Annotated in this window: 21 protein-coding genes; 10 read left to right on the forward strand and 11 right to left on the reverse strand. The window is 46.6% G+C overall.

The genetic code is table 11. The annotated features are described in order from the left end of the window. Nucleotides 1-102 precede the first annotated feature (102 nt). From D515_RS11425 to D515_RS11440, 4 genes are all read left to right on the forward strand, one after another. A complete protein-coding gene (locus D515_RS11425) occupies nt 103-2,265 on the forward strand; it encodes a TonB-dependent receptor plug domain-containing protein (RefSeq protein WP_002538613.1) in 2,163 nt (720 codons plus the stop codon). Then, nucleotides 2,250-2,825, forward strand: a complete 576-nt coding sequence (locus D515_RS11430; RefSeq protein ID WP_152442367.1) for a YfiR family protein — start codon at nt 2,250-2,252, stop codon at nt 2,823-2,825. The genes D515_RS11425 and D515_RS11430 overlap by 16 nt, the downstream gene beginning before the upstream one ends. After that, on the forward strand, nt 2,822-4,753 hold the full coding sequence (locus D515_RS11435) for a diguanylate cyclase domain-containing protein (protein ID WP_002538615.1): 1,932 nt from the start codon (nt 2,822-2,824) through the stop codon (nt 4,751-4,753). The genes D515_RS11430 and D515_RS11435 overlap by 4 nt, the downstream gene beginning before the upstream one ends. Nucleotides 4,754-4,838: 85 nt before the next feature. Continuing rightward, nucleotides 4,839-5,462, forward strand: coding sequence for a LysE family translocator (locus D515_RS11440; protein ID WP_002538616.1), 624 nt, complete (start codon nt 4,839-4,841; stop codon nt 5,460-5,462). Nucleotides 5,463-5,523: 61 nt separating this feature from the next. Here D515_RS11440 and D515_RS11445 read toward each other — a convergent pair whose 3' ends face one another. Next, nucleotides 5,524-6,381, reverse strand: a complete 858-nt coding sequence (locus tag D515_RS11445) for a LysR family transcriptional regulator (RefSeq protein ID WP_002538618.1) — start codon at nt 6,379-6,381, stop codon at nt 5,524-5,526. A 122-nt stretch (nt 6,382-6,503) separates the two neighbouring features. Between D515_RS11445 and D515_RS11450 the strand changes: the two genes are divergently transcribed. Then, nucleotides 6,504-7,163 (forward strand): glutathione S-transferase family protein, encoded by a 660-nt coding sequence (locus D515_RS11450; RefSeq protein WP_002538619.1) that lies wholly within the window; start codon nt 6,504-6,506, stop codon nt 7,161-7,163. A 9-nt stretch (nt 7,164-7,172) separates the two neighbouring features. Then, the gene (locus tag D515_RS11455) at nt 7,173-7,772 is read left to right on the forward strand and encodes a glutathione S-transferase family protein (RefSeq protein ID WP_002538621.1); all 600 of its coding nucleotides are present in this window, start codon (nt 7,173-7,175) and stop codon (nt 7,770-7,772) included. 68 nt (nt 7,773-7,840) lie between these two features. Here the strand turns inward: D515_RS11455 and D515_RS11460 are convergent, their stop codons facing one another. The 3 genes from D515_RS11460 to D515_RS11470 form a co-directional block, all read right to left on the reverse strand. Next, the gene (locus D515_RS11460) at nt 7,841-9,310 is read right to left on the reverse strand and encodes an aerolysin family beta-barrel pore-forming toxin (protein WP_002538623.1); all 1,470 of its coding nucleotides are present in this window, start codon (nt 9,308-9,310) and stop codon (nt 7,841-7,843) included. Nucleotides 9,311-9,469: 159 nt separating this feature from the next. Then, nucleotides 9,470-9,934: a hypothetical protein gene (locus D515_RS11465; RefSeq protein WP_002538625.1), complete on the reverse strand. Its 465-nt coding sequence runs from the start codon at nt 9,932-9,934 to the stop codon at nt 9,470-9,472. Further along, nucleotides 9,931-10,725, reverse strand: a complete 795-nt coding sequence (locus D515_RS11470) for a winged helix-turn-helix domain-containing protein (RefSeq protein WP_002538626.1) — start codon at nt 10,723-10,725, stop codon at nt 9,931-9,933. The genes D515_RS11465 and D515_RS11470 overlap by 4 nt, the downstream gene beginning before the upstream one ends. Nucleotides 10,726-11,412: 687 nt before the next feature. Here D515_RS11470 and D515_RS11475 point away from each other — a divergent pair. Further along, nucleotides 11,413-12,519, forward strand: coding sequence for a M20/M25/M40 family metallo-hydrolase (locus tag D515_RS11475; protein ID WP_002538627.1), 1,107 nt, complete (start codon nt 11,413-11,415; stop codon nt 12,517-12,519). Between the two features lie 48 nt (nt 12,520-12,567). Here D515_RS11475 and D515_RS11480 read toward each other — a convergent pair whose 3' ends face one another. From D515_RS11480 to D515_RS11495, 4 genes are all read right to left on the reverse strand, one after another. Beyond that, nucleotides 12,568-13,176: a LysE family translocator gene (locus tag D515_RS11480; RefSeq protein ID WP_039849970.1), complete on the reverse strand. Its 609-nt coding sequence runs from the start codon at nt 13,174-13,176 to the stop codon at nt 12,568-12,570. A 32-nt stretch (nt 13,177-13,208) separates the two neighbouring features. Then, entirely contained in the window at nt 13,209-14,036 is an 828-nt protein-coding gene (locus D515_RS11485; RefSeq protein WP_002538630.1) for an AraC family transcriptional regulator, read from the reverse strand. Nucleotides 14,037-14,134: 98 nt separating this feature from the next. Beyond that, the gene (locus D515_RS11490; RefSeq protein ID WP_002538631.1) at nt 14,135-14,479 is read right to left on the reverse strand and encodes a hypothetical protein; all 345 of its coding nucleotides are present in this window, start codon (nt 14,477-14,479) and stop codon (nt 14,135-14,137) included. After that, nucleotides 14,479-14,703, reverse strand: a complete 225-nt coding sequence (locus tag D515_RS11495) for a hypothetical protein (RefSeq protein WP_002538632.1) — start codon at nt 14,701-14,703, stop codon at nt 14,479-14,481. The genes D515_RS11490 and D515_RS11495 overlap by 1 nt, the downstream gene beginning before the upstream one ends. Nucleotides 14,704-15,424: 721 nt before the next feature. On the opposite strand from D515_RS11495, the gene D515_RS11500 reads away from it, so the two are divergent. Continuing rightward, the gene (locus D515_RS11500) at nt 15,425-16,054 is read left to right on the forward strand and encodes a class II aldolase/adducin family protein (RefSeq protein ID WP_039849971.1); all 630 of its coding nucleotides are present in this window, start codon (nt 15,425-15,427) and stop codon (nt 16,052-16,054) included. Nucleotides 16,055-16,124: 70 nt separating this feature from the next. Here D515_RS11500 and D515_RS11505 read toward each other — a convergent pair whose 3' ends face one another. Beyond that, the gene (locus tag D515_RS11505; RefSeq protein WP_002538638.1) at nt 16,125-16,529 is read right to left on the reverse strand and encodes a DUF4332 domain-containing protein; all 405 of its coding nucleotides are present in this window, start codon (nt 16,527-16,529) and stop codon (nt 16,125-16,127) included. Between the two features lie 406 nt (nt 16,530-16,935). Here D515_RS11505 and D515_RS11510 point away from each other — a divergent pair, with 406 nt between their 5' ends. After that, nucleotides 16,936-17,943: an alpha/beta hydrolase gene (locus D515_RS11510; protein ID WP_002538639.1), complete on the forward strand. Its 1,008-nt coding sequence runs from the start codon at nt 16,936-16,938 to the stop codon at nt 17,941-17,943. Nucleotides 17,944-18,205: 262 nt separating this feature from the next. Further along, complete coding sequence (gene cqsA / locus D515_RS11515) at nt 18,206-19,390, forward strand: alpha-hydroxyketone-type quorum-sensing autoinducer synthase (protein WP_039849973.1); 1,185 nt, start codon at nt 18,206-18,208, stop codon at nt 19,388-19,390. A gap of 46 nt (nt 19,391-19,436) precedes the next feature. On the opposite strand, the gene D515_RS11520 is transcribed toward cqsA, so the two are convergent. Together D515_RS11520 and D515_RS11525 are read right to left on the reverse strand one after the other, a co-directional pair. Continuing rightward, entirely contained in the window at nt 19,437-21,494 is a 2,058-nt protein-coding gene (locus D515_RS11520) for an ATP-binding response regulator (RefSeq protein ID WP_002538644.1), read from the reverse strand. 501 nt (nt 21,495-21,995) lie between these two features. Then, nucleotides 21,996-24,221, reverse strand: a complete 2,226-nt coding sequence (locus tag D515_RS11525; protein ID WP_002538645.1) for a methyl-accepting chemotaxis protein — start codon at nt 24,219-24,221, stop codon at nt 21,996-21,998. Between the last annotated feature and the right edge of the window lie 57 nt (nt 24,222-24,278).

Below are 24,278 nucleotides of genomic sequence, written 5' to 3' on the forward strand. Positions count from 1 at the left end.
TGATCTACCGCATTTTGAACCCAGCAACACACGGATGACATGTCACCTTACGGATGCAGATTTACGGCAACGTGCCAATAACGATTTTCTGGAATACGCGAAATGCTTAAAGCCCGCCGAGCCGCGATGGCTGCTTGTTTAAGCCTACCTTTTTCACTGCCTTCTCTGGCTGATGTGGATCTTGATGCGCTGCTTGATATGCCGCTTGAGTCTCTTTCTGACACCAAAGTGGTATCAGCGACCCGAACTTCACTTAGCCTTGCTGATATTCCCGCCGCCGTTCATGTCATCACGTCAAAAGAGATTAAACGATCGGGTGCGAGATCTGTCGCCGACGTACTGGTGCTGGCACCGGGTTTACATGTCGCCAAATTCTCTAACTACGATTGGGGTATCGCGGCTCGTACTACCAACGAAGCTTTGAGTAACACCATGTTGGTGATGGTTGACGGCCGAAGTGTGTTTAATGGCATGTTTTCGGGTGTGGACTGGGACTTAATTCCTGTCAGCCTAGATAACATCGATCGCATTGAAGTCGTGCTCGGGCCGGTGGGAACGATTTGGGGCGGAAATGCCGCAAATGCTGTCATCAATATTATTACCTTGGACGCTGAAGATGCCCCAAGAAAACGGGTATCTGCTTCTGTCGGTAACTATCACTATCAGGAATATCAGGTTCGACACGGCGGTGAAGTCGCGGACAACTTCTTCCTGAGCGGGTACGCCGAGTTTGTTCAGCATATGCCTTGGACGACGGATCAAGAGCTGGTAAAAGATCAGCAGCACTTCCGTGTTTACACTGAACGATTCGGTATGCGCGGCGATTACCAAAACCTCGACCGTACCATTTCCTTCCAGTTTGGCGGCATCCGTTCCCGTGAAGATTACCAATGGCTAACCTACCAACCCCACTTCCTTTATCCGGGTCAGGATATGGAAGATTACGTGGCGTTTGATACGGAAATGGTGGCTGAGGAATACTTCGCGGGGATTAAATATCTTCAGGAGTTGAGCCAAGATACCCACTGGGAACAGCAATTCTGGCTGACATACAGCAACAGTAATGCCAGTGATCGCAACGCCTATTTTACCCGCTTCGATTCGGAAACAACCTATACCGACAGCAACGTGCTTGGCGGCCACTTTATGGTGGGTCTGAACTATCGTTTGGTCGATGAATACTTCCGTCCGTACAGTGATCACGAAAGATATACATCGCCGTATCTGCGTGTGACTGATGAACCTGGTTTCACCAATCAAAGCGTTGCGCTTTATCTCAACTATACCTACCCGCTGACGGATAGCACCGAATTGATGGTTGGTAACCGTTGGCAGTATTTCAATTTGGTCGACGACACTTTCGCTCAACCACAAATTCGTTTAATGCAGGATCTCAGCGACAACCAACGAATTTGGGCAGGTTGGGGTAGAGCGGTCATTACGCCAGCACGCCAAGGCAGAACAACGGATTTCCATCAAAACATCTATGCCAGTGACGTAGCGTTCTGTGAGGCCGGAAACCCAAATAACTGTTTGCCATACACCTTTGATTATATGCAGGTCATTGTGAATCAAGGTGATGAAAATATGCCAGTTCCAAAGGTGGAGACGTTTGAGCTGGGTTATCGCTTCTGGGTAGATAAAACGGTTCAATTTGATGCCAATCTCTTTTTAAGTGAAGAGTCGGATATTCCAGCATGGCTTTTGGAAAGTGCTGAGCGTAATTACATCTGGGAGGACTCTTCTCCTGGGACTGTCGGTACCATTATCGATGTCTATAAATATCGCCAGATAGCGCCATTAAGTGCTCGAACCCAAGGTGGCGAATTAAGTGTTAAATGGCAACCGTCGAGCGATTTTCAGGTTAACGCCAGCTACTCCTACCGCAAAATTAAAGCAGAGTGTCACGGCGAGGTGTGCGGCAGTAGTGAAGGGCCGCTTCGCAGCTATGAAAACGAACCTGTCCACCTGGCCAATGCTCAAATCATGTGGGATATCACGCCGGATCTTTGGGTCAGCAATGTCTTGAACTACGTGGCTGCTTCCAAGCCCGATGAGCTGTTAGGCAGTCAGGAAGATTATGGCTGGCCAGAAGTGCTGACCTGGGATTTTATTGCAGGCTGGAAACCTGCCAAAGATTTCCCAGAGTTTATCTTCTCGGTAGAGAACCTGTTTAACGATCAAGTGAATGAGTACCCTGAAAGCTATAGCGGCTTTGATAACGGCACCCAATACTGGTTGGAAATAGATTGGCAGCTTCCGTAATGCCCCTGTCTTGGCAGCATCTTTATCAACACTACAAAGCCAGAGCGTTTACGCTCTGGCTTTCGGCGTTGCTTGCCTTCTCAATCAGTACCTGTGCGTTGGCTAGTGATATTCAGGATGACGATTTGAAAGCGGTCTATTTATTCCGCTTTGCTTTATTGGTGGATTGGAAGTCGTCGCATCAATCGTTATCTCAATATCACTTCTGCGTGGATGCCGATAACGGTGTCAGCCAAAAATTGAAGGCAATTATTCAACAGAAGCCTCAGGCAGTGTTTCATCAAATCCAAAATACCCAAATCCAGCCACCCGGGTGCCATATTGTCTATTCCACTGCCGATCAGGCTGACCAAGTGTCGGCACTGAAAGCCCGCTTTCCTGATGCATTGCTAGTGGGAGATGGACGCCGGTTTATCAGGTCGGGTGGCATGATGGCATTTGTTCGTATGAATAACCGGATTAAGCCACTGATCAACAGAAGTCATTTAGCGGGTGCTCCGTTCTCTCTCCGTTCTCAACTGCTTTCAATAGCGGTAATTGATGAGGAGGACAAAGCATGATTGTTCGTTGGCTGAATAACCTCCCGCTCAGAATCAAACTGGTGTTACCAACCTGGTTTTTGATGACTGCAGGCGTAGTGCTGCTGGGCTTTGCGATTGAAAATGTCGCCGAAGACAAAATGGAACAAAGCCTGATTGGACGTACCAAAATCCTGACTAATGCTGCAGCGGTTAACCTCACGGCAGCACTGGCATTTGATGACAAACAGACAGCGCTGGAACAGCTTGAAGCGCTGCGTGTTGACCCTGATTTGATTGGTGCAAAGGTTCGCACTATAGATGATGCTAACTTTGCGTCAGTCATGGAGTTGCCGCCGGATTGTCGTTCAAACGGCAGTGCCATTACCTGTAGTGATACACAATTTGAGCGTGTTAAAAAACCGATAGTGCTTGGAGAAGAAATTCTTGGCTTTATCGAGGTGTATGTCTCCCGAGCTGCGATTGAAGAAGAACGCCATTTCTTAGTGGGCTATCTCACCGCAGGCACCAGTTTGCTCTCTCTGTTGGCATTGGTTTTTGCGCAATTGTTGCATCGTCTGGTTTCTCATCCACTGGCATCTTTGCATCAATCGATGTCTTCTATGTTGCGATTGGGCGTGTTCGGGCGTGCGATTCCCGTCAAACACAACGACGAGTTGGGGCAATTGACGGCGTGCTTTAACGATCTGGTTTCCAATTTGTCTGAGCGCGATTATCAGTTAAAGCAAACCCTTAACCAGTTGGAAAATAAGAGTCAGTACATTGGAGAGGTGCTGGATACTATGGAGCATGGGGTCATGGTTATCGCGCCGGGTGATGTCGTGACTTATTTCAACCCTGCAGCGGAGTATTTGTTGCGTCAGGTCAACTGCTCACCGAGAAATCTGCCACAGCTATTACAAACCTTCTCGCCTGCATCCCGGGTTCATGCGATCTCTCATGCCATTGACAATCACCAGCCGATGAAGGGCATTGAGTTGACACATACGTCGACTGGAAAGGTCTTTCAGCTCAGCACTCAACCCATGTTGGCGGCGCAACATTCTCTGGTTCAGTTTGAAGATGTCACGGAGCAGCGAGAGGCTGAGCAGCGCCGTAAACTGGCTGAGCTGATCTTCGATAAGAGTCAGGACGCAACGCTGGTGATGTCTCGTGATCTCACCATCAAAACACAAAACGCCGCCTGCATTGATACCTTCGGTGTCCACTACTCGTGGCGCACCCTGTCGACAGACAGTGAAAGCTATCTGAGTTTTGCGGAGCTGAAGACCTTGCTAACGGACGGCACCATGGAGTGGCATCGTACACTGGTTGGACACGGTGGCATTGAAATGCCTTGTCAGGTCGTCGCGCGAACTCTTACTAACCATCGAGGTAGCGTGGAAGGTTTCGTGATTACCATTGTTGACTTGTCGACAGAAATGGAAATTCAGCGCCTTAACTACATCGCAAACCACGATGCGCTGACAGGCTTGGCGAACCGTGCTCATGCGCTGGAAAAGTTAACCCAAGACCATGACAAAGAGCGCGATATGCACATTCTGTTTATCGATTTGGATGGCTTCAAATCGGTGAATGACCAGTTCGGTCATCAGGTGGGTGATGAGCTGTTGAAAGTGGTGGCTGAACGTATGAAAGCGTCCGTGTCGCGTCGTGACTTTGTCTCCCGTTTATCTGGTGATGAGTTCCTGATTGCGCTGTATGGCAATGCTCCGGTCGATACCGTTGCCGACCGACTGCTGGAAAAACTCAGCGATGAAATCGTGATCAACAATTGCAAGCCAAAAGTCAGCGCAAGTATAGGTGTTCGCTATTGGTCTTCGAATGATCCGTCATCGTTGGCACAAGTTATCGAACAGGCAGATAAGGCCATGTACGACGCGAAAGCAAACGGTAAGAATAGATATTCTTTAGCCGGGAATCTTGCTGTGCGGATGGAAGAAGTTTGAAAACTCAGTCGAAACTCAAACTGAGGGCTATGCTGGCTTTTGTTAGTGTCGATCATACGGTGAAAAGCAGCGTGAGGAACAATAGATGACTCTGGAAGGAGCGATTACATTCAGCATCGCTATATTCGTCTTTGCCATTACTCCCGGCCCGGGCATTTTCGCCATACTGGCGCGAGCTATGGTGACTGGCTGGCGAGATTGTGTGGCGATTTCTTCTGGCATGGTAGCAAGTGATTTGATTTACCTGACGCTAGCGTGTTTTGGTCTAGCAACCATTGCAGAAAATTACGCAGGGTTGTTTACCGTGATTCGCTATGTGGGTGCTGCTTACCTGATTTATTTGGGCTACAAGATGTTCAAAGCTTTGCCGCAGGTCGCGCAGTTATCTGAGGAAACCGTTAAGAAATCCTCCGGTGCAGCCGCTGATTTTGCCCAAGGCTTCTTGATTTCAGCTTCAAATCCTAAGGTTATTCTGTTTTATATTGCGTTCTTGCCAACTTTTATGGATGTGACGCTTCTTAGCATGGGTGACGTAGTGCTGGCGAATGTACTGGCAGGTTTTGCCTTGATGAGTGGTGTCATGATGATCGCTGTGGGCGCAGATCGCGCAGCAAAGCTACTCAAAACGGAAAAAGCGGTTAAGCGAATGAATCGCAGTGCCGGTTCTCTTATGATTGGTGCTGGTGCGTATTTGGCTATCAGTCGTTAGGCTTAAGAGTCTGGATGCAAAAAGCAGCCTTAAGGCTGCTTTTTTGTCTCTAGCAATCTCATCAGGCGATTTTTGCTTGCGCTGCCGTGAACTGATGGGAAATGGAAGAAATCATCGACGGCGTGATCATTGGATGTGAATGGGTCGCGGCAACAATCACAATATCAATAGCAGGAAGTGGCGGTAAGTTGGCACTCGACAGCACTTTCAGATCTGATGGTATGCTCCCAGACGCCATGGCGGAAAGCGCCTGTTGGTTTCTCACCAAACCTACCAACGTTGACGCGCTGGTGGTGAACGCGACCAAATCGACATCAATACCAAACTTGCCGAGTCCGTCGAGTGCGGTGGTATGGAACTTACAGCTTTTATCAAACAAGGCTAATGGCAAAGGTCGACGTTCCACTAACGTTGGGTCATCACCACATACCCAGACGCCTTTATCATGCTTTAGCAGCCAACCTTCGTCAGAGTCGGGGGCTCGGGTGACGATGGCCAAGTCCAAATCACCGCTGTCGAGTCGTTGACGCAAACGCACACTGGAAGCGCAAAGCACATCAAAGGTCACCTTGCCGAGTTGCTGTCTGAAAGCCTCAAGTAGCTCAGGGAGCAATGATTGGGCATAGTCGTCAGGGCATCCGATACGGATAGGGCGGGTGTTGTCTTCACGTATGAAAGCATCCAGTGCTTCATCGTGTGAGGCAACCAGTCTCCGGGCGTGGCTGACCAAACGCTGACCAGCAAGGCTCACGGTAAGTGGCCGTTTATCTCTATCAAACAGCGGACTGCCAAGCTCTTCTTCCAGCTTTTTAATTTGCATACTGATGGCAGATTGCGTGCGGTGAATCTGTGCCGCGGCGCGGGTAAAACTGCCTGTGTCCACGATGGCTAAAAAGCTTCGCAGTGAATCGATATCCATTCTCGATCTGTCCTTGCATCATGAAATCGAATACTAGGTATCAAAACTATGCGTTAGAAACCTGTCCTGCTTCTGAGCATACTCGTTCATATCAACAAAAAGCAAAGGGAAAGGAGAGCCTGATGAAACTGATAATCGCCAACAAGAATTACTCAACATGGTCACTACGTGGCTGGCTGGTTCTCCGAGACTTTGATATTGATTTTGAAGAAGTTGATCTCGATTTGTTTACGGATGCTTTCTACACCGAGGTGGGAAAATACTCAGGCGCCGGAAAGGTCCCAGTGCTGGTGGATGGTGATGTTGCAGTTTGGGACTCTCTGGCGATCTGTGAGTATGTCAACGAACAATATCTCAATGGAAAAGGCTGGCCAGAAGACGTCGCACATCGTGCCAAGGCGCGTGCACTCTCTGCCGAAATGCACTCTGGATTCACCGCACTTCGCGGAGAGATGCCGATGAATATTCGAGGACGCCGCAATATCTCGGCGTCGGAAGCGTGCTTGAAAGACATCGCGCGCATAGATGCTATCTGGACTGAGCAAATGGCACAGTTTGGTGATAAAGGTGGCTGGCTGTTCGGTGACTTCTCGATTGCTGATGTGATGTATGCGCCTGTCGCGTTGCGCTTTCTGTCCTATGGCGTTTCTGTGTCCGCTGAAGCGCAGCGCTACATGGACAAAGTGTTGGGTGATGCCGCTATGAAGCAGTGGATTGAGGAATCCAAACTGAACACGGTTGTGGTTCCGCAGGGAGAAGCGGGCGAAGAGATCACAGGTTAGGAGGAAAGGATGCTTGTATACGGAGACATGAAGTCCGGAAATTGCCTGAAAGTGAAGCTGATTCTTTCATTTCTGGATATTAAACACGATTGGCAGCATGTCGATATCTTGAAAGGCGAGACGAAAACGGCCGAATTTCTGGCGGTGAACCCCAATGGGAAGATACCCGCAGTGGTTTTGGATGATGGCCGTGTGTTGTCAGAATCAAACGCCATATTGGGCTATTTTTCAGAAGGTACTTCTTATCTGCCGACTGACAACTTCTTAAAAGCCAAAGTCTACGAATGGCTTTTCTTTGAACAATACTCGCATGAACCCTTTATTGCGGTTGCCCGCTTCATTCAGAAATACCAGGGAATGCCTGCAGAGCGGCTTGATGAATACCACTCGCTTCAGGCCGGTGGACACAAAGCGCTGAAATTGATGGATCAGCAGCTTGGAAAATCGGCTTTCCTTGTTGGTGATACCATGACGGTTGCAGACATCTCGCTATACGCCTACACGCATGTGGCGCACGAGGGCGGGTTCAGCTTGGAAAACTATCCAAACATTCTGCGTTGGATAAATGCTATCGCCGACAGTGAGCGTTACGTCGGCATGCCCGATTGAAGCTCTGACAAATCCAACATTAAAACCGCCGCATATGCGGCGGTTTCTCATTCAATTCACAATATCCATTACTGCGCAGCTTGAATGCTGATCTCTACTTCACCAAAGCCGAGCGCACGCATTTCATCAGTATCCAAATTGGTTTCCAGCTCAATATCACCCTGACGAAGTGTTTCCGTCACACTGCGTTTAGAGCGACGCGACTCAGAGATAGGTTGTGCCTGCCCAATATCGATGGTGCCTGCATACTGGGATTCTGCATAGAAATCACCGGAGACAACAGCTTCGAACGGACGAAGGCTTTGGCTGGTGACGCTCTGCATGTTCTGTAAACCATTTTCCTGAATTGCCCAGCTCCAATCCCACCATTGTGATGCGCCCGGGATATGACGAATATTCCACTGGTGCCGAATATCGGCAGAAGGCTCACTGGCTCGTCCCATGGTGAAAGTATGTTTGTGGGTAGGGCGGTTGGTTGGGTGGGTATGCCATGCATTACCACTCCAGCGAAGGAAGCCGTCGAATTCGACATCATAACTAACGTCTGCGCTGAACTGGTAAGGGTAGGAGATACTTGAACGGTATAGCTCCACGCGAATAGGGATCTCAGAATTGGCAGGTACCATAGGGCGAGCCTGAAGTGTGACTGCTTCTGAGGTCGCACCACCATTGGTGTTCGCCCAGCTTTGGTTAGCTTCCAGTTTGATCGTCAATTCTGTTTCGCCGACCAAAGGCCACTGGAACGTGTTTTTGGTTTGCACGGATTGTGAGAAACCATAAGTGTTGGTTTTCGACCAGTTGGTGGATTCATCCACTTTGAGGTCAATGACCACCTGCTGTGTAATGTCGCTGCGGTTTCTAGCCGTTACATACACGGTTTTCACCAACTGCTTGCTGGACTCAGTCACATCACCGTGCCAGAAATCATCACTGTTCAGCGTGTAGTTGAAGTTGCTGACTTTGATAGCCGTTTTCTCGTCGCACCGGTACCCGTCACAGGAACCACGGTTGTTGCCTTGAATTACCCATTTGTCACCTTCCTGACGGACCGACATGTCTCTGCCAACATAAGGGCTACTGTTTCCGCCGACCCAAGCGTACCCAAGGTTGTGAGCTAGATTGCTTAGCGGGCGGATAAACTTGCTTTCATCCGAAACCAGATTGTATTGAATATCGATTTCTTCTCCTTCAGGCAAAGTATGTTTCGCGACGTCAGGAATCCCTGTATTTCCCGTGTTGGTTGGATGGCACCACGTACTGTAGTTGGGTAAATCCTGTTTTATTCGCCCTTCATGTCCAGTCCCCATGATGACCCAGTCATCTTTCAAACCGGTAATTTGCCACTGACCCATTTTCGATAGCAGATAGTCGCGATGTAAAGTGGCTTCACTGCGTGTGATAGGACGATAACCAGAGCGACATACATCTTCTCCCTGGTAGTCGACAACAAGCTGATCAGGAAAAACCTTCGCAAAGCTGGGTGTAGAAAACGCTGAAAACAGAGACAGTGTGATCAGCGATAGGGTGACTCTAGGCATGGCTTTTTCTCCATTGTTTTTAGATGTTGTGTTCCTGCGTTATTGGTAACGCAGAGCCAGCATGGCACCGCTCTTGGGTGGTGCTAACTGAAAAACAATGAAAAGTAATCGCCAATAAAATCATCGTATTACGATTATATTTTCAAACTTACTCTTGCTTTATAAGCGGGTAATTAACTGGGTATGCTCGGAGACTTCATCCTTGATGAGTAAGAATTCTGGATCTTCATAGATAACATCCAGTTTTGCCAGACAGCTTCCCTCTTCGAAAAACAAGTAAGGCGTCGCATACAAAAAATTGGTGGTCTTGCTTAGGTTATCGACATAGACCAATTTGACATCACACTGAAGAAGGAAACTGGAATCGAGTGTTGATGCTAAGTGTCCTGTCAGCCTCACCAGACTGGTTTGTTCAGTAGTGCCATCTTCTATGCTGGAAACATGAATGATAGAACGACCATCAACAGCAGTCTGGCCTTTGGCAATGGTAGTACTGTGATCGGGATGAACTTGCACGAGGAAATGCTGGTAATGACCAGACATTAATTGTTGTTGCCAGGGCAAGGCCAGTACACCGATAAACACGCTGGTGCTAAGGACGACAAAAGCAATGGTGACTTTCATTTTCGTTGCTCCACAAATTGCGTAATTTGAGCTGCGACGACGGGAAACTGCCCTGAGCGATAAGTGAGGTTAATGGCGTCTTGCGCTTGGCGATGGAACCATGAAAGCTCATTTTCACCACCTCCGAGCCCGACATAAACGACACAATCACACTGGTTTGAAGCGAGTAATCGCCTGAGAGGTAGTGAGAGTTTTACGGACGGGGATTTAATCAGCACCAATTCACCAACATGCTGTTTGGTTAATGTTAAGTGGGGGGCTGGCCAGGGCACGAGATCCAGTTTGACGGAGAGAGTGGCAAGTGTGGTAAATGCCAAAGCGATAGAGAATGCGTTGAGTGCTGCTTTAATATAGCTAGGGCGGATGGGGAGCTGATGATTTTTATGATTGCTCTCCGAAGCTACTTGTTGCTGCTCGGGCAAGGAATCGAGATCCTTCCTTGGATTGGGTAATGCTTCTGAGTGGCTGTGCTCGTGGCTACTTTCCAATGGAATCTCAATGCATTGTACTCTGCCCGGTAGTGCTCGATATCCCACTCTTGGAGCCGTAACGATTGGGCTCTCTTTGACACCAAGTTTTAAAAAAGCGTGCCTTAAAGTGCTGATGGATTTAGCCAGTGAGGTATCACCCACACAGACGTTTCCCCAGGCGTGGGTAATAATTGTTTGCTTCTCGATCACATCCGGCGCGCGCTCTAGCAGTAACTCGAGAATCAGTCCTTCCCGGTGACCAATACCCACACTTCGTGTATCAGTAAATATCCGGTTTTCCACTGGATCAAATTTTATCATTTGCATTCCTGCTTGCATTGTAAATTTGGCAAATGCATAAGAAATAGAATCTCCATAAAGGATATCTATATGGGATTTTAGTTGATTGTTAAAGCGAAATTTACAACGTTAAAAATATATTCTCTGCTTCTTAGTTATATTTAAATTTCATTGTTAACTAATATATTAATATGGTGGGTATGACATGCTCTCTCTAAGTGTTTGAAAAATCGTTAGGTGAAGCCTACATTCATTAATCTACCTTTATCAGTGAGTTGGGTGTAATCGGTTGCATGGGTCGAATGCGGTTTTAACTGAATGCCATTACTTGCATACATTCGAGAAGAAGTGATTGAATAATCTTTTGACACTCTTTCTTTGGATTCTCTTTCTGCTAAATTGTCATGGTTTTGTTATTTTTATGTCATTCCTAAAATTTGCTTTTCCGCTATAAAGAGGTTCCTTTTTCTGCACGTTATTCTAGTCATTAATATTTCTGTTTTTAAGAGGGATATTTCGATGGCCTTGATGGACAAAACCGATGTGTAAGGAGCAAGTTGAGGCTTTTGGTAACGACGGACCTGATAACTGGAAGATTTCGGCGGATAGACAACCAAATCGACCTTTTCTTTGATGTAGCCCATCAAAATGTTCTGCGGGATAGGTTTAAGGTGTTGCCTCATCCCGCAGAGAAGAAGTCGCACACCGATGACAAAGATTAATCAAGAAAGACTGGTTGAGCATTTTATTGAGCTGGTGAAAATTGACAGTGAATCTGGCAACGAAAAAGCCATGGCAGAAACACTGGCAGAGCAACTGGGTCAAATGGGCTTTGAAGTCACAAAACTTCCTGTGCCTGAGCACATCACTAACGGTTTCAACATCTATGGCAAGCTGGCAGGCTCGCAGGAAGGCAGCATTGTGTTCAGTAGCCACATGGATACTGTTACCCCTGGCAACGGCATCGAGCCAGTGATTGAAGACGGTATTATCCGCTCGAAAGGTGACACCATTTTGGGTGGCGATGACAAATCTGGCATTGCAGCCGTCATGGAAGCTGTGCGCACAATTCAGGAAAGTGGTGAAGCACACAAGACCATCGAAGTTGCGTTTACCGTTTACGAAGAGCTTGGTCTGGAAGGTGCTAAACACTTCGACATGAGCAAAATTGAATCCCACCAAGCCATCGTGCTGGATTCAGGCGGCCCAATCGGCACCATTATTACAACTGCTCCTGGTCAGCAAAGCCTGAAAATAACCATCAAAGGTAAACCGGCGCACGCTGGCCTTGCGCCTGAAACAGGCATCAATGCCCTGACTGTAGCATCTGATGCAATTAGCCAAATGAATCTGAGCCGTATCGACGAAGAAACCACGGCTAACATTGGTGTCGTTCGCGGCGGTCAGGCGACAAACATTGTGATGCCGGAACTGTATATAGAAGCAGAAGCGCGCTCGCTGAATGACGATAAGTTGGCGAAGCAGGTTGAACACATGGTTTCAACCTTCGAAGCCGCGGCTGAAAAGCACGGTGCAGGTATTGAGATAGAATCTACCCGCTCTTACAACGCTTACCAGATTGCAGACAGCGATCCGCACGTTATGGCCATCAAAGCAGCCTTCGAAGCCAACGGTGTTGAGCCAGTGACCAAACCAACAGGTGGCGGCTCAGATGCGAATATCTTCAACGAGAAAGGCCTGAAAACCGTGAACCTTTCTACTGGTATGGCGAAAGTGCACACGACAGAAGAATTCATTGCCATTGCAGACCTGGTTGCGATCAGTGAATTTGTGCGTACCTACGTGACGCGTTAATCGGCTGATAAATAAAAACCGCCTTCGGGCGGTTTTTTAATCCTTCCTTTATTGTCCAAACCAAGGAAGATAAGTTTGCTGATGGGCGATGTCTAAGGAAACATAGACCAACAGAACTGACATGCTGATATTAAATACCCGGAAATAAACGGGATTAGCTATGCGCTTGCCAAGCAAGCTGCCGATAAGGGAATAGGAGGCAGGTGCGCCAAAAGCCAGTATGGTCAAGCTCCCAATCCAGAACAGGCTCTCCATCCCATGGATGCCAGCAGCAGGGAACTGAATCGTCACAATCGGGAGCGTCGCAATGATGCCCTTTGGGTTAAGCAATTGCAGCACCAGTCCGTCGTGGAACGTCATCGCGTTTTTATTGCATGGACTCTTATTGATGTCCACTTTCGCTTTGGCCAGCTTCCACGCAATGTAAAGAATATAGCTGCAACCAATAATGCTGATATAAGGAAGGGAAGTCGTGGAAACCAGTGTGCCGCCAATCAGTAACATCGAAATGAAGAGAATCAGCATTGCGGTAGCGACGCCTGCGAAAAATCCGAGATCCTCTCGTGTGCGATTTTGAAGTCCGCCATTCAGGCCTAGAAGATTCACAGGGCCTGGAGAATACATAATGCCAAAGGCATATGCCCAAAGTTCGAACATAGGAAGTCCTTTATAGAATTCAGAGAGGGAAGTTAGTCAGAGATTTGAAGCTGGTATTGCTTTGGCGTCATACCAAAGACGCGCTTGAACCTTCGATTGAAGTGGCTACTGTCGGCAAAACCGAATTCCTGAGCAACATCGCTTGCAGGCTGGCCGCTTTCCAGCGCTTTGCGAGAACCATTAATACGACAATTGATGACGTATTGGTGAGGTGTAATACCAAACTGCGCCCGAAACTGACGGATAAAATGATACTTCGACATGTTGGCAGCATCAGCAAGATCATCAATAGCGATATCTTTAGCGAGGTTGTCCTGCACAAAGTCTTTGGCGCGTGTTAGCAAGGTATCTCTGCGGTTTGTTGGCTTAGCTTCATCTAACATGCCAGCTAATGACACCAGAGTATGTGAGAGGTTAAAGAGTGCAGATTCCTGCTCAATACGATGGCAGGAGGGATCTTTAATCAGGCTGGAAAGGATCAACGCCTGATTGCGGAGTTTAACATCGTTGAGTAAGCAGCCTTTGATTCGTAGCGACGTTGGTGTCTTCACGCCAAGCGCTTTGGTTTGAGCAGTAATACTGTCTGGGTGGACGTAGAGCATCAAGTACTCGAGGTTTTGGTCTCCTCCCGAACTCCCATCATGAACATCTTCCGGATTGAATAGGATAACGCCGCCTTCAGGACTTTTATGGAAAGCGCTCTGACAGAAAAAATCCTGCCTGCCTTTAAGAGTCACACCAATAGAAAACTCTTCGTGGGCGTGTTTGTCGTAAGTGAAGTCGCTCATATTTGCGTCAAGCACAGCTACACCATCAAGGTGCTCACTATTTACAAACTGGAAGCGATTGTCTGTGTCCACGTCCGTTCCCTCATCCGTTTGTTTAACATCTTTGCAGAATATAGAAGGGAGAGGAAACGAAAACTTGAACAAAATTGCGCGATTTTCTGTTTATCGCGCTATTTGGTGGGTATTACCATTTGGCGAATATGTTGACGAAGCTCTTTCGCGTTTGATTCTGTCAGCAAGAGATTGGCGAGAGAGATCATTGCGATGGCAAAATAGGCGCCTGATGAAAGAAACGATCCCCAGCTAAAGAAAGCGAAGGTCATAAATGAAAAAAGGCCGATAAGAAAAAGTTGGGCGAGCTGATTATAACTAACACTCAGGATCCCACTGACAGGGTCATTTTCTATGGTGACTGGCAAGGTACTCCATCCCCATTTCACACGCACCTTGCCGTCTTTCAATACTGCGTTAAAGCCGTTTTCCCTGAGGTGCTGGCTGAGTTTGTCTAAATCCACTAAATGCCACCGATACTGTCTGTGTGTCCAAATGTAGAACCACAACAATCGCATTGCTGATAAGAACTGCCAAGTACCATATCCATAGAGTTCGAAAGCACTATCGTTGCACGCCGAAACAAAGTCGCATCCGGCTCTGCCTTTCTTGGCTCAAGTTGCACCAGTGTGTGGGCAGTCATTTTCCCGCAATCACTGCAGTAAAGTTTGTTCTCTTGTTCTGCCATATTTACCTTCCTTGGTTGATAGGCGTACATCCTTCCTGGTTAAAACCCATGAAAACGCCGTTCAAACAGAATTTCAGACTACTTGAGCCATCGCGGTGAAATGAAGCCATGGCGATAAAATTGTGAAGTGATTCCAAGTTTGGCTGCACTATTGCCTAATACTTGTCCGTTTAGTCTCTGGGTACAGACATTCTGACGCATTCAAATGCTTTTGGTATGGATCTAATGCTCGGGCGTAAGAAAGATCCAAATGCTAAAGAGTATCGGCATGAAAAACTGATGATAGGGCTCTCAATGATCGAAGAAAATAAGATGGATTGCTCTCAATAACTGTTGGCAATAATGAGAAAAGAGAAAAACTTTAGTGATATTTGCCTAATAAATGTTGATAGAGGTCTCATTAATAAAATAAAAACGGATCAGATCGCATTTTCTGTTGCGTGATCATCAAAATGATAAAAAATAACAAAGTGTGGTGAGGAAATAATTAAAAACGCATCCAGCCACATCAATATCATTACCATCCAAAAAGGAAAAAGGATCATTTCCCGGTGATGATATGGATCCTTTCTTAGTTTCGTACTTAGAAAGGATCGTAAATAAGTTAGTGTGTATTGTTCGGTGATAAATAATGCGATCGTATAACAGCGATCAATATTCTGAACATACAAACCTTGAAAACGCAGCGGTGCACTGGAAGCGAATTTGTTGGAGATGTGGCATGTTTGGGCAAGGCGATCTACGAAATAAGCTCGTTGATTACGGTCGTAAACTCTTTTTGCAAGGACACGATACAGGAGAATCCGGAAACCTGTCGGCTCAATTAGAAGATGGAACTGTCGTGGTAACAACGAATGGGCTGAGAATGGGTCGTTTGAAGCAAGAGCATTTCTCGGTGGTCTCTCTTGATGGGAAACTTATCTCCGGCGACTCTCCTAGTTGGGAAGTCGATCATCACTTAGATATTTATAATGCCAACCCGAAACATAAAGCTATATTTACTATTACACCAAAGCATATTTCCAAGTTAGTTCAGAAAGACGAACTGGATGTCGAAAACGTACTGCCGACTCTGTCTCCTATCGTGGCAATGAGAACGATGACGCTTCCTAAAATTCCGCTATTTAGATCTTCTGGATCTTTTTATCTGGCAGAAAAAGCCAAACATCACCATGCCATTTTAATCGCCAATTTGGGGTTGGTAGTTATGGGAAAAGATCTTGAAGATGCGCTTTGTAATGTTGAAGAGTTGGAAGAGACTGCAGCACTGAGAATGCAGGCTGCTAACGACAATTTCCAATATCTGAGCAATGAAGAAATTGCCGAAATAAACTCGGTATTCGCGCATTAAAAAGTGACGAATTTCCAGAAAGATCCTAAATAGAAGCTGGCTATCATGCCAGCTTCTTTGTTTGGGAATCTTAATAATGGATCGCGCGAGGCAGATCTTTCGCTTGTGCTATCCAATCTTCTACTTTGCTTTCGCCTGGCAATTGGCGAACGAGATTTTTCTCTTCATTTACCTCTGCCATTTTCGCGGTTAGATTTGCTGCGTTGCGCTGTGCTAATTCTGGCACAGTATCAACCCCTGCAAATTCCAGAAGATCAGCATATTGAGTACTGATCCCTTTAACACGTGCCAAGTCAGCGCGGTTTAGCCACTTCAGCACGAGTTTGCTGCTGATGCCACTGTCTTCTGCAATGGACTTACGACCTGAAGGTTGAGCGCCTTTTTCCAGAAGTTGCTCAATGGTTGAAATACCAATCGCTTCAAGTTTTTCCGCGTAGGTTTCACCAATACCTTCGATATCAACAAGCTTAGTCATTTGCTCTTTCTCCTTAACTAGTGAGCGAGAGGCCTGCATTTCCTGAGTGAAAAGAGACGAATTGCGGTGGTGGAAACACAGGCTCATTTAATCTACTCAAGCAACTCCTTATAAAAGTGTCTTGAACTTGGTACTGAGATAGAAAGAGCTGTTGTGGCAATACAATTGTGTTCAAACAACCTGAAATGCTCGGGTAGGGGCGCTCTGAATAAGGATGTTTGATTTACGTGTGATCACAACGATGTCAAAGTCACAGTACCCTGCATTATCAGGTTTGTTTTAGCGTTAAAGGTAGCAAGGAAAAGAAGCCGCCATCACAGTAGATGATGTTAGAAAATGAAGGAGGTTTACATTAAAAAATAGTCACTTAAGATGAAATGTATTCGTTATCGCAAAGGATCCATTTATGTCATTTGACTATCAGATTGAGGACGACCTGAGCCCAACGCCTAGCGGCACACTTGAGCAATTCAGTTTCGACGCTCCCTCATTGAAGGACAATGTTGCGGGTGAAAATGCTGACAGGGAGATCATTGTTTATCTTCCTCATGGCTACTATGCCGATACCAACCGAACTTTCCCTGTCATCTATGTCCTTCATGGTTACGAAGGTGAACCGAGTGCCTGGTTTGATGAAGGATTGAATGACGAAGCTGGCCTTGACGATATTTTGGATGAACTTATTGATGAAGGGGATCTTGAGGCTTCCATTGTTGTGGCTGTTGACGGCAGAAGTTCATTGAATGGCTCTTGGTATATCAATTCACCAATATCTGGGAATTTTCTTGATTACCTGACGACGGATATCGTTAAGGAAATTGATATCCGTTACCGAACCCAGCCAGGAAAGATAGCGATCATGGGACACTCTATGGGAGGTTTTGGCGCGATGATGGCCGCCTTTGAATTCCCTGAGCGATATCGCACCTGCGTTGGTTTAAGCCCGGCAGGCATGATGATGAAAAGGCATGACTATCAGCGGCATTCTGACTTTTTTGAGCAGGAGCTCGCTAAGCTCACTCGGGGAAGTGAACCGGAATGGTTTATTTATGCATATCTCACGATTCTACGCGCCATTGCACCTGATGCAGAAAACCCGCTGCTTTATATATCAAAGGACATCAATCAAATTGTCGCCGCATTGGAAAGCTTCCAGCTTTCAGAAATGGCAATAAACCGGGCAGAGAAAATAGCCGACTTACCGATTTACACTGAGATAGGCGATAACGAAGGGGAGTCCGTCGGTGAGCCTATATTAGATAACTTTAGCGCCATGATTGAGACATTTGAGACACTGCAACTTAATGTTACTTCCCACGTATTTGCTGGTGGGCATACAGATAAAGTGATTGAGCAAATCTATCGAGGTCTAAGATTTATTGGTGGCGTATTCCGGGATAAATCCTCAGTGTAAATTCTATTTAAATATTGAAAAGACGAGCTTTTTTGACAGTTCGTCTTTTTTGTATGCCCATTGATTTATACAGGTTAATTCAATAAATAATTCTGTAAATTCGCAAACTTAAAAAGTCTGACCACTTAAGCCTCATACATAATCAGCCATATATTCAGGCAGCAAAAACTCGTTTTCGACGGCTTGCTGAAGTGCTTTGGGTATAAACCAAAACATCAAACGCCGCTCTTGGCGTTTTTCTTTAACAAGAAGAGGCTTGGCTATGGACAATCTTTCAACTAATACAAAAAAACTCCCTTCTTTTATCGATGCGCGTCTTAACTCTTTTTTGCGGGATATGACAGAACCTTATAAGAATGCCAGGCCTCTGCCAGTGAGTAGCCGGCCAGGAGAAGGCGCTGTTGTGATGCAAAGTAACGATTATTTATCGCTGAGTCTTGATGACAATATCCAATCAGCTCATCTCAATGCCATTGCCAGTTCCAGTGAGAACGTGGTGATGTCAGCGGTATTTTTACAGGACGAGGATCATAAACCTGATTTTGAAAATAGATTGGCAGAATTTGTCGGTATGGATGGCTGCGTGCTTTCTCAGTCGGGCTGGGCTGCGAATGTTGGTTTGCTCCAAACCATTTGTGAGCCTGGAACCCGCGTGTATATCGACTTTTTTGCCCATATGTCACTTTGGGAAGGAGCGAGAATAGCCGGTGCGCAAATTATTCCTTTCATGCATAACAGCGTGAGTAATCTAAAACGTCAGATTAAAAAACACGGAGAAGGCATTATTTTGGTGGATTCGGTCTATAGCACTATTGGCACGGTGGCACCGCTCCCTGAAATCTGTGATGTTGCTGAAGCATTTGGTTGCGCGCTGGTTGTCGATGAATCTCATTCTCTGGGAACACACGGGCCAGAAGGTTCAGGCCTTATCAATGAAATGGGCGTGCGTGACCGCGTGGACTTTGTGACGACCAGTCTTGCCAAAGCTTTTGCCTATCGCGCAGGCGCAGTGTTGGGGCCGCACAAACTGATTACATCTTTGCCTTTTGTGTCGTTCCCCGCGATTTTTAGTTCCACGGTATTGCCACAGGAAATCGCTCGCTTGGATGCCACGCTTGACGTCATCATGAAGGCTGACCCTAAGCGAAGGCGACTGTTTGAAATTTCCGACTTACTGCGTGCTGGGCTGCAAAACATTGGGTTCAAGATACGAAGCGATTCCCAAATCATTTCTTTAGAGTGTGGTGATGAGCAAAACACGGAACTGGTGCGGGATTTTCTGGAAGCCAATGGCGTTTATGGCGCGGTGTTCTGTGCGCCAGCAACGCCAAAAAACAAAGCGATCATCCGGTTCTCTTTGAGTGCCGACATGAGCAACAGGGATATCGATCAAGTGCTTACTGTATGCCAGGCAGCGTATGATCATCCTGAACTATGTTTCTACTAACTTTGTTGAGCCTCTAGGGTCAACGGTCAACAGACCCTAGAGGCTTTTACTGCAGCCAGATAGTGATTTTGTCGCGTAGTTTACAAAGGTCTGATGGCTTCAATATGAAGTCAGACATGCCTGAGCTAATGATCTTATCGAGCGTGGGCTTAGAATCATCACCAGTGTGGGCAATGATGGGGACGTTAGCGTGGCGATGTTTCGCATCGCGGATCCTTCTGGATGTTTCAAGTCCATCCATAACGGGCATTTCAACGTCCATCAATATCAAATCAATGGATTGGGCATCATCCATTAAGGTTTCTAACGCACTGTTTCCGTTTGGACACTGGATGACTTTGAATCCCTGCTTCTCTAGCAGTATTGATGTGAATTGCCGCAGTGTTTCACTGTCATCAACGACCATAATGGTCTGATTGAGCGAATGTCCTGGCGTGACCGCAGGGCCGGTTGGCGCCACTTCTGCGGTATCAAAAAACAGCTGCTCGATAACGGCAGGGGTGTTGATACGCCAGACCAGCGTTTCAATCCAGATAGGCTGATAAACTGAGTGTGTTGAGTGGAGTGCAACCGAGCCATTATGTAGATACACAATTTGCGCTTCAGTGAAGGACAGCAAAGGTTCGATGTGGCTCAGGACATCGCCGTTAGATTTAACGCTCTCAAGGTCTACCACAATCACATCATATTCGAATTCATAGTCCCGCCTCTGCAGTGCTTCCAGTACGTTGAATACTTGCAGTTTAAACCCGGCTTCCTTGCTGATTTTGTTGGCACGCGCAACCAAGTCTGTTTCGTCACTGACAACCAACATCGACTTCAGTTTGATGAGGTTTGATTTAATGTCATCAGCTGTCGGGGAGTCGATATTTGGGAAAGTCATGGTAAACGCTGACCACTCGCCAAGTTTTGAATCGCAGGAAATTTCTCCCCCAAATGAGCGCATCACTTTCCGGCAGAAGGGGAGGCCCAGACCGTAATTTCCTGTCCTGCCTGTGGTGTAGAAATCTTCAAAGATAGTTTCAAGCAATTCTCGGGGAATACCCTGACCACTGTCTCTGACAATGATGCGGTTATCGTACTGATCGCTTTCCAAAATGATATCAATCGCAAAGTTTTCACTGCTGCGATGGTGAAAAGCATTTTTGAAAAGATTGTAAATGACGTACTTGAGCAGAGTATCACTACCCAAAAACTCAAAGTCTTCCTCAGTGCGTAATACGATGGCGGACTTATCCGTTGTGCTCTTGTAACCGAAGCTGTCTATTGCTCCTTTTAAAACATGACTGGCCGAGTGGCGTCTGAAGGAGGATCGGGAGACACGACTTTCGTCAATAGAAGTGAGCAGCAGGTCGATGGTTTCGTTTCCGGCGCGGATGATGTTCATCGCATCGCTACTGACTTCACGCAGTAGCCTGATGTCTTCTTCACTGAGTTGATAGACCTGTTTGTTGCTGTTGGAGGGATCGGGCAGGGTAGTACGAATTAAATCTAACGTGGAGCAAAGTCCACCCAGTGGGTTTCGCATCTCATGGGCAATGCCAGCGCCAAAGACCTTGGCAATCGACACCTTGGTTTCATGTTCCTGCTGGTTTCTGAAAAAGAAAATATTGCCGAAAAGATAGATGAAGAGAAAAACCGGCACATAAGTCCAGTCCATCGAAAATTCAAGGTGATACCCGCTAGCTACCCATGCGCAAAGCATGGCGGAACTGAGGCCAATCAGGGTCTGAGCAAACATGACCCAAGTGATGTGAACCATCAGAATATGCAGGAAAACCGCGGCCATAAATGACAATAACCAGACGGTTGACCAGTTGTTCATCAGCAACATGTAGAAGAAGAAAAACGGTAAAACGATGGTGATAGCAATTTGATAAAACCAATGCATCTGGTCTTTGATAGGCGGTTTGAGTTTGTTCCGCATTAGCACGATGACAAAAAACACGCAGCAGAAGAGTCGTAATGGAAGATTCTCATAGGTTTGCGGTAGGAAATCAGTCCAGACAAAGTAATAGAGGGGAAAGCCAATAAGCCCCATCCACCCGACCAGTGTCAGATTGGGTTCGGCGTATTGGTAGACTTTGCGGAAGGCCGCTTCCATGCTTTTGATAAATGCTGTCCTAATCCAAACGTTTCGCCACAAGCGTTTTTGTCTTTGATATCGAGAAGTTGCCATTTTTATTTCGGTTACAACATTGAATAGAAAATTGGCTAACTCGCTTATTGGCCTCGTTTATTTTTCTTCTGCAATGAAAAATAAGAGAAATTCAATAAATCAGTATGTTAGTCCGAGTTGCTTATATGAGGTTATATTCATACTTTGGTCTGAGCTTTTTAAAATAATTAGACGCAATGGCAACTGTCGAAAGAAACTTTATACAATGGATAAACAGTGGGTTGTCTTATTAATCATACAAGATTTGTTTTTTATGAAAGGCAACTATTTGACTTCAAATTTCTATGATAAATGCGCGGAAAGGTCAGGTTTTAAGGCCATTTTTAGACAAAAAAGCCACTTTCGAAAAAGTGGCTTTTAACAAAGATATTTAAGTATCCCCAAACGCGCTGAAATCTATATCTTCAGCTTGTTTGGGTATGAGAGCTAAATTGAAAATTGGCTGGTGTGATGTTCCAACGTTTTCGCCAATTTCGTCAGTTCGGTACTGGCTTCGGTGATCTGGTGCATGGCTGTTGCTGTACTTTGGGACATTGAATTGATGTCGACCAGATTTTTGTTGATGTCGATTGCGACGGTGGATTGTTGTTCTGACGCACTCGCCATCTGAATCGTCATATCTGCAATACGCTCGACAGAAGCGACGGCTGATTCCAGGCGGTCAGTACTATCCATCGCTTGATTCGCCACCTGCGCGGCATTTTGTGCGCCGGTTTCCATCGCTTTGCGGGTTTCATCAGATACTTTTTGTAGCGAGGTGATTAAGCTAGCGATTTCTTCAGTCGCATTTTGCGAACTTTGCGCCAAGCTCCGGACTTCATCTGCCACAACGGCAAAGCCTCTTCCCTGATCACCTGCTCGCGCCGCTTCGATGGCTGCGTTCAGTGCAAGTAGATTGGTCTGCTCGGCAATTTGCCCAATGGTCACCAAAATACCGGAAATATCATCAGCACTTTTTACCAGCAAGTTGGTTTTTTCTTTGGCGACATTGAGATCAGAAACCAGGTCCATCATTTTGTTGGAAGCGGAATGAACGACCTGATTACTCTCTTTGATGAGCTCCTGCGCTTCCGCCGCTGCACGGGCGGTTTCAGAGGTATTGTTGGAGATTTCATTGGCCGTCATGGTCATTTCTTCCATGGCGGTGGCAACTTGGAGCGTGCTGCTGTTTTGCTTCTCAATGTTCTGCAACGTATCACGCGTGCTTTGCGACAGCTGATAAGACGCCGAAGATTGCTGCTCGGTCGCTTTCACCACACTACCTGTCAGCGCCTTCAGATTGTTCGTCATGTCGTACATTGAGCGATAAACACCACTGCTGGCGTCATCAATCGTGAAACTGAGTGTCAGATCCCCTTTGGAGATGGTATCTGCAATTTTCTGCATTTCTTTTGGTTCGCCACCGAGTGGACGGGTGATGGCATTGGCAAAGTAAATCGCCACAGCTGCGATAATGCCCAACGCGATGGTAATAGTGACCAGTACAGAGTTACGAAGCGTTGTTACAGATGCAAAGGCCTCAGCCACATCAATTTCAGCCAGAATCGCCCAATCTGCTCCCAGAATGGAAAGTGGGGCATAGGCGGATAACACTGGGTTTCCGTTGTAATCCATAATGGTTTCCACAGAGGAAATGCCATTTAACGCTTGTGTCGCAGCCTGTGTTTTCACCGCGCCTTTAACTGGGTTGCTGAATGAAGCAATCACAGAGTGGTTGACGGGATCGAGATAAGAATCAGAACGCATCAGATTATCAGCCCCGACCAGATAGGTTTCACCGGTTTCGCCCAGCCCAGCGCGTTCTCCCATGATGGCGTTGAGGCGATCAATCGGAAATTGGTAAGCGAGGATGGCAACGGCCTCGCCTTTGTCATAAATCGGTGTGGCGATAAAGCCTGCGGGGTCATTGAACGATGGCAGATACTTCGCGAAGTCGACAAAAGTGACTTGTCCTTTCTTCAAGCCGGTTGCTTGTTGATATGCATCCGCCAGACCGCTATCTGAGAACGGCCCTTTTTTCAGCGAGGTGGCGAAGTCAGTTTCCTTACTGACGGAATAGACAACGTTACCGCTTTCGACGTCAATCAGGAAAATATCGTAATAGCCAAATTTCTCTTTGGTCGAAGCAAGGTAGTCATGAATGGCCTTGTGGTGGAAATCGTAGCGCAGACCAAAATTACTGGCCGACATCAAGGCTTTGTTGCTGTTGTCGTTGTCGACAAGGTAAGCGTACTGGAGATATTTCGCGGAAGTGCTGAGCTCATCGACGAGAGACGAAGCATCTGTGTCGAGCCTGGTTCCGCGTTTTTGCTCAGTCGGTGATATCAGTGTTTTTTGGTAGTAGGAGACAAGTTTTTGTTCTGAAATTTGGTCAGCATTGATTTCAGTTGGCGCGGTTCGATAGGCATCAATCATTCCAATCGCGCTTTCTGCCAATGCGGATGAATTTGCAGTGGTGGTCAACTGAGCGGCTGCACTGTCAAAGTAACGCACAACGGCATCTTTTTTCACTTCACGAAGTGCTTCAAGTTGACTGAACGTTTGCTGCTCCAACGAGGCGCTGGCCATTTGTAACGAAAAGACAGAAATAATGGCAGCGGGGATTAACCCGATACCAAGAAGGATCAACAACATTTTCTGCTTAAGCTTCATTCTTTGTCCCCTAGCCAATGTTATTTATTTGTTAATTATTCGTGTATCAATAGCGAG

It is taken from the genome of Grimontia indica, assembly GCF_000333895.2.
GTDB classification, from domain to species: Bacteria; Pseudomonadota; Gammaproteobacteria; order Enterobacterales; family Vibrionaceae; genus Enterovibrio; species Enterovibrio indicus.

What these genes read in the sequence shown, in the direction of transcription:
- D515_RS11435 (WP_002538615.1), top strand. Translation starts at nt 2,822, where the DNA reads ATGATTGTTCGTTGGCTGAATAACCTCCCGCTCAGAATCAAACTGGTG.
- D515_RS11520 (WP_002538644.1), bottom strand. Translation starts at nt 21,494, where the DNA reads ATGGAAGCGGCCTTCCGCAAAGTCTACCAATACGCCGAACCCAATCTG.
- D515_RS11455 (WP_002538621.1), top strand. Translation starts at nt 7,173, where the DNA reads ATGCTTGTATACGGAGACATGAAGTCCGGAAATTGCCTGAAAGTGAAG.
- D515_RS11465 (WP_002538625.1), bottom strand. Translation starts at nt 9,934, where the DNA reads ATGAAAGTCACCATTGCTTTTGTCGTCCTTAGCACCAGCGTGTTTATC.
- D515_RS11500 (WP_039849971.1), top strand. Translation starts at nt 15,425, where the DNA reads ATGTTTGGGCAAGGCGATCTACGAAATAAGCTCGTTGATTACGGTCGT.
- cqsA (WP_039849973.1), top strand. Translation starts at nt 18,206, where the DNA reads ATGGACAATCTTTCAACTAATACAAAAAAACTCCCTTCTTTTATCGAT.
- D515_RS11525 (WP_002538645.1), bottom strand. Translation starts at nt 24,221, where the DNA reads ATGAAGCTTAAGCAGAAAATGTTGTTGATCCTTCTTGGTATCGGGTTA.
- D515_RS11475 (WP_002538627.1), top strand. Translation starts at nt 11,413, where the DNA reads ATGACAAAGATTAATCAAGAAAGACTGGTTGAGCATTTTATTGAGCTG.
- D515_RS11505 (WP_002538638.1), bottom strand. Translation starts at nt 16,529, where the DNA reads ATGACTAAGCTTGTTGATATCGAAGGTATTGGTGAAACCTACGCGGAA.
- D515_RS11480 (WP_039849970.1), bottom strand. Translation starts at nt 13,176, where the DNA reads ATGTTCGAACTTTGGGCATATGCCTTTGGCATTATGTATTCTCCAGGC.
- D515_RS11460 (WP_002538623.1), bottom strand. Translation starts at nt 9,310, where the DNA reads ATGCCTAGAGTCACCCTATCGCTGATCACACTGTCTCTGTTTTCAGCG.
- D515_RS11510 (WP_002538639.1), top strand. Translation starts at nt 16,936, where the DNA reads ATGTCATTTGACTATCAGATTGAGGACGACCTGAGCCCAACGCCTAGC.
- D515_RS11495 (WP_002538632.1), bottom strand. Translation starts at nt 14,703, where the DNA reads ATGGCAGAACAAGAGAACAAACTTTACTGCAGTGATTGCGGGAAAATG.
- D515_RS11425 (WP_002538613.1), top strand. Translation starts at nt 103, where the DNA reads ATGCTTAAAGCCCGCCGAGCCGCGATGGCTGCTTGTTTAAGCCTACCT.
- D515_RS11450 (WP_002538619.1), top strand. Translation starts at nt 6,504, where the DNA reads ATGAAACTGATAATCGCCAACAAGAATTACTCAACATGGTCACTACGT.
- D515_RS11445 (WP_002538618.1), bottom strand. Translation starts at nt 6,381, where the DNA reads ATGGATATCGATTCACTGCGAAGCTTTTTAGCCATCGTGGACACAGGC.
- D515_RS11470 (WP_002538626.1), bottom strand. Translation starts at nt 10,725, where the DNA reads ATGATAAAATTTGATCCAGTGGAAAACCGGATATTTACTGATACACGA.
- D515_RS11440 (WP_002538616.1), top strand. Translation starts at nt 4,839, where the DNA reads ATGACTCTGGAAGGAGCGATTACATTCAGCATCGCTATATTCGTCTTT.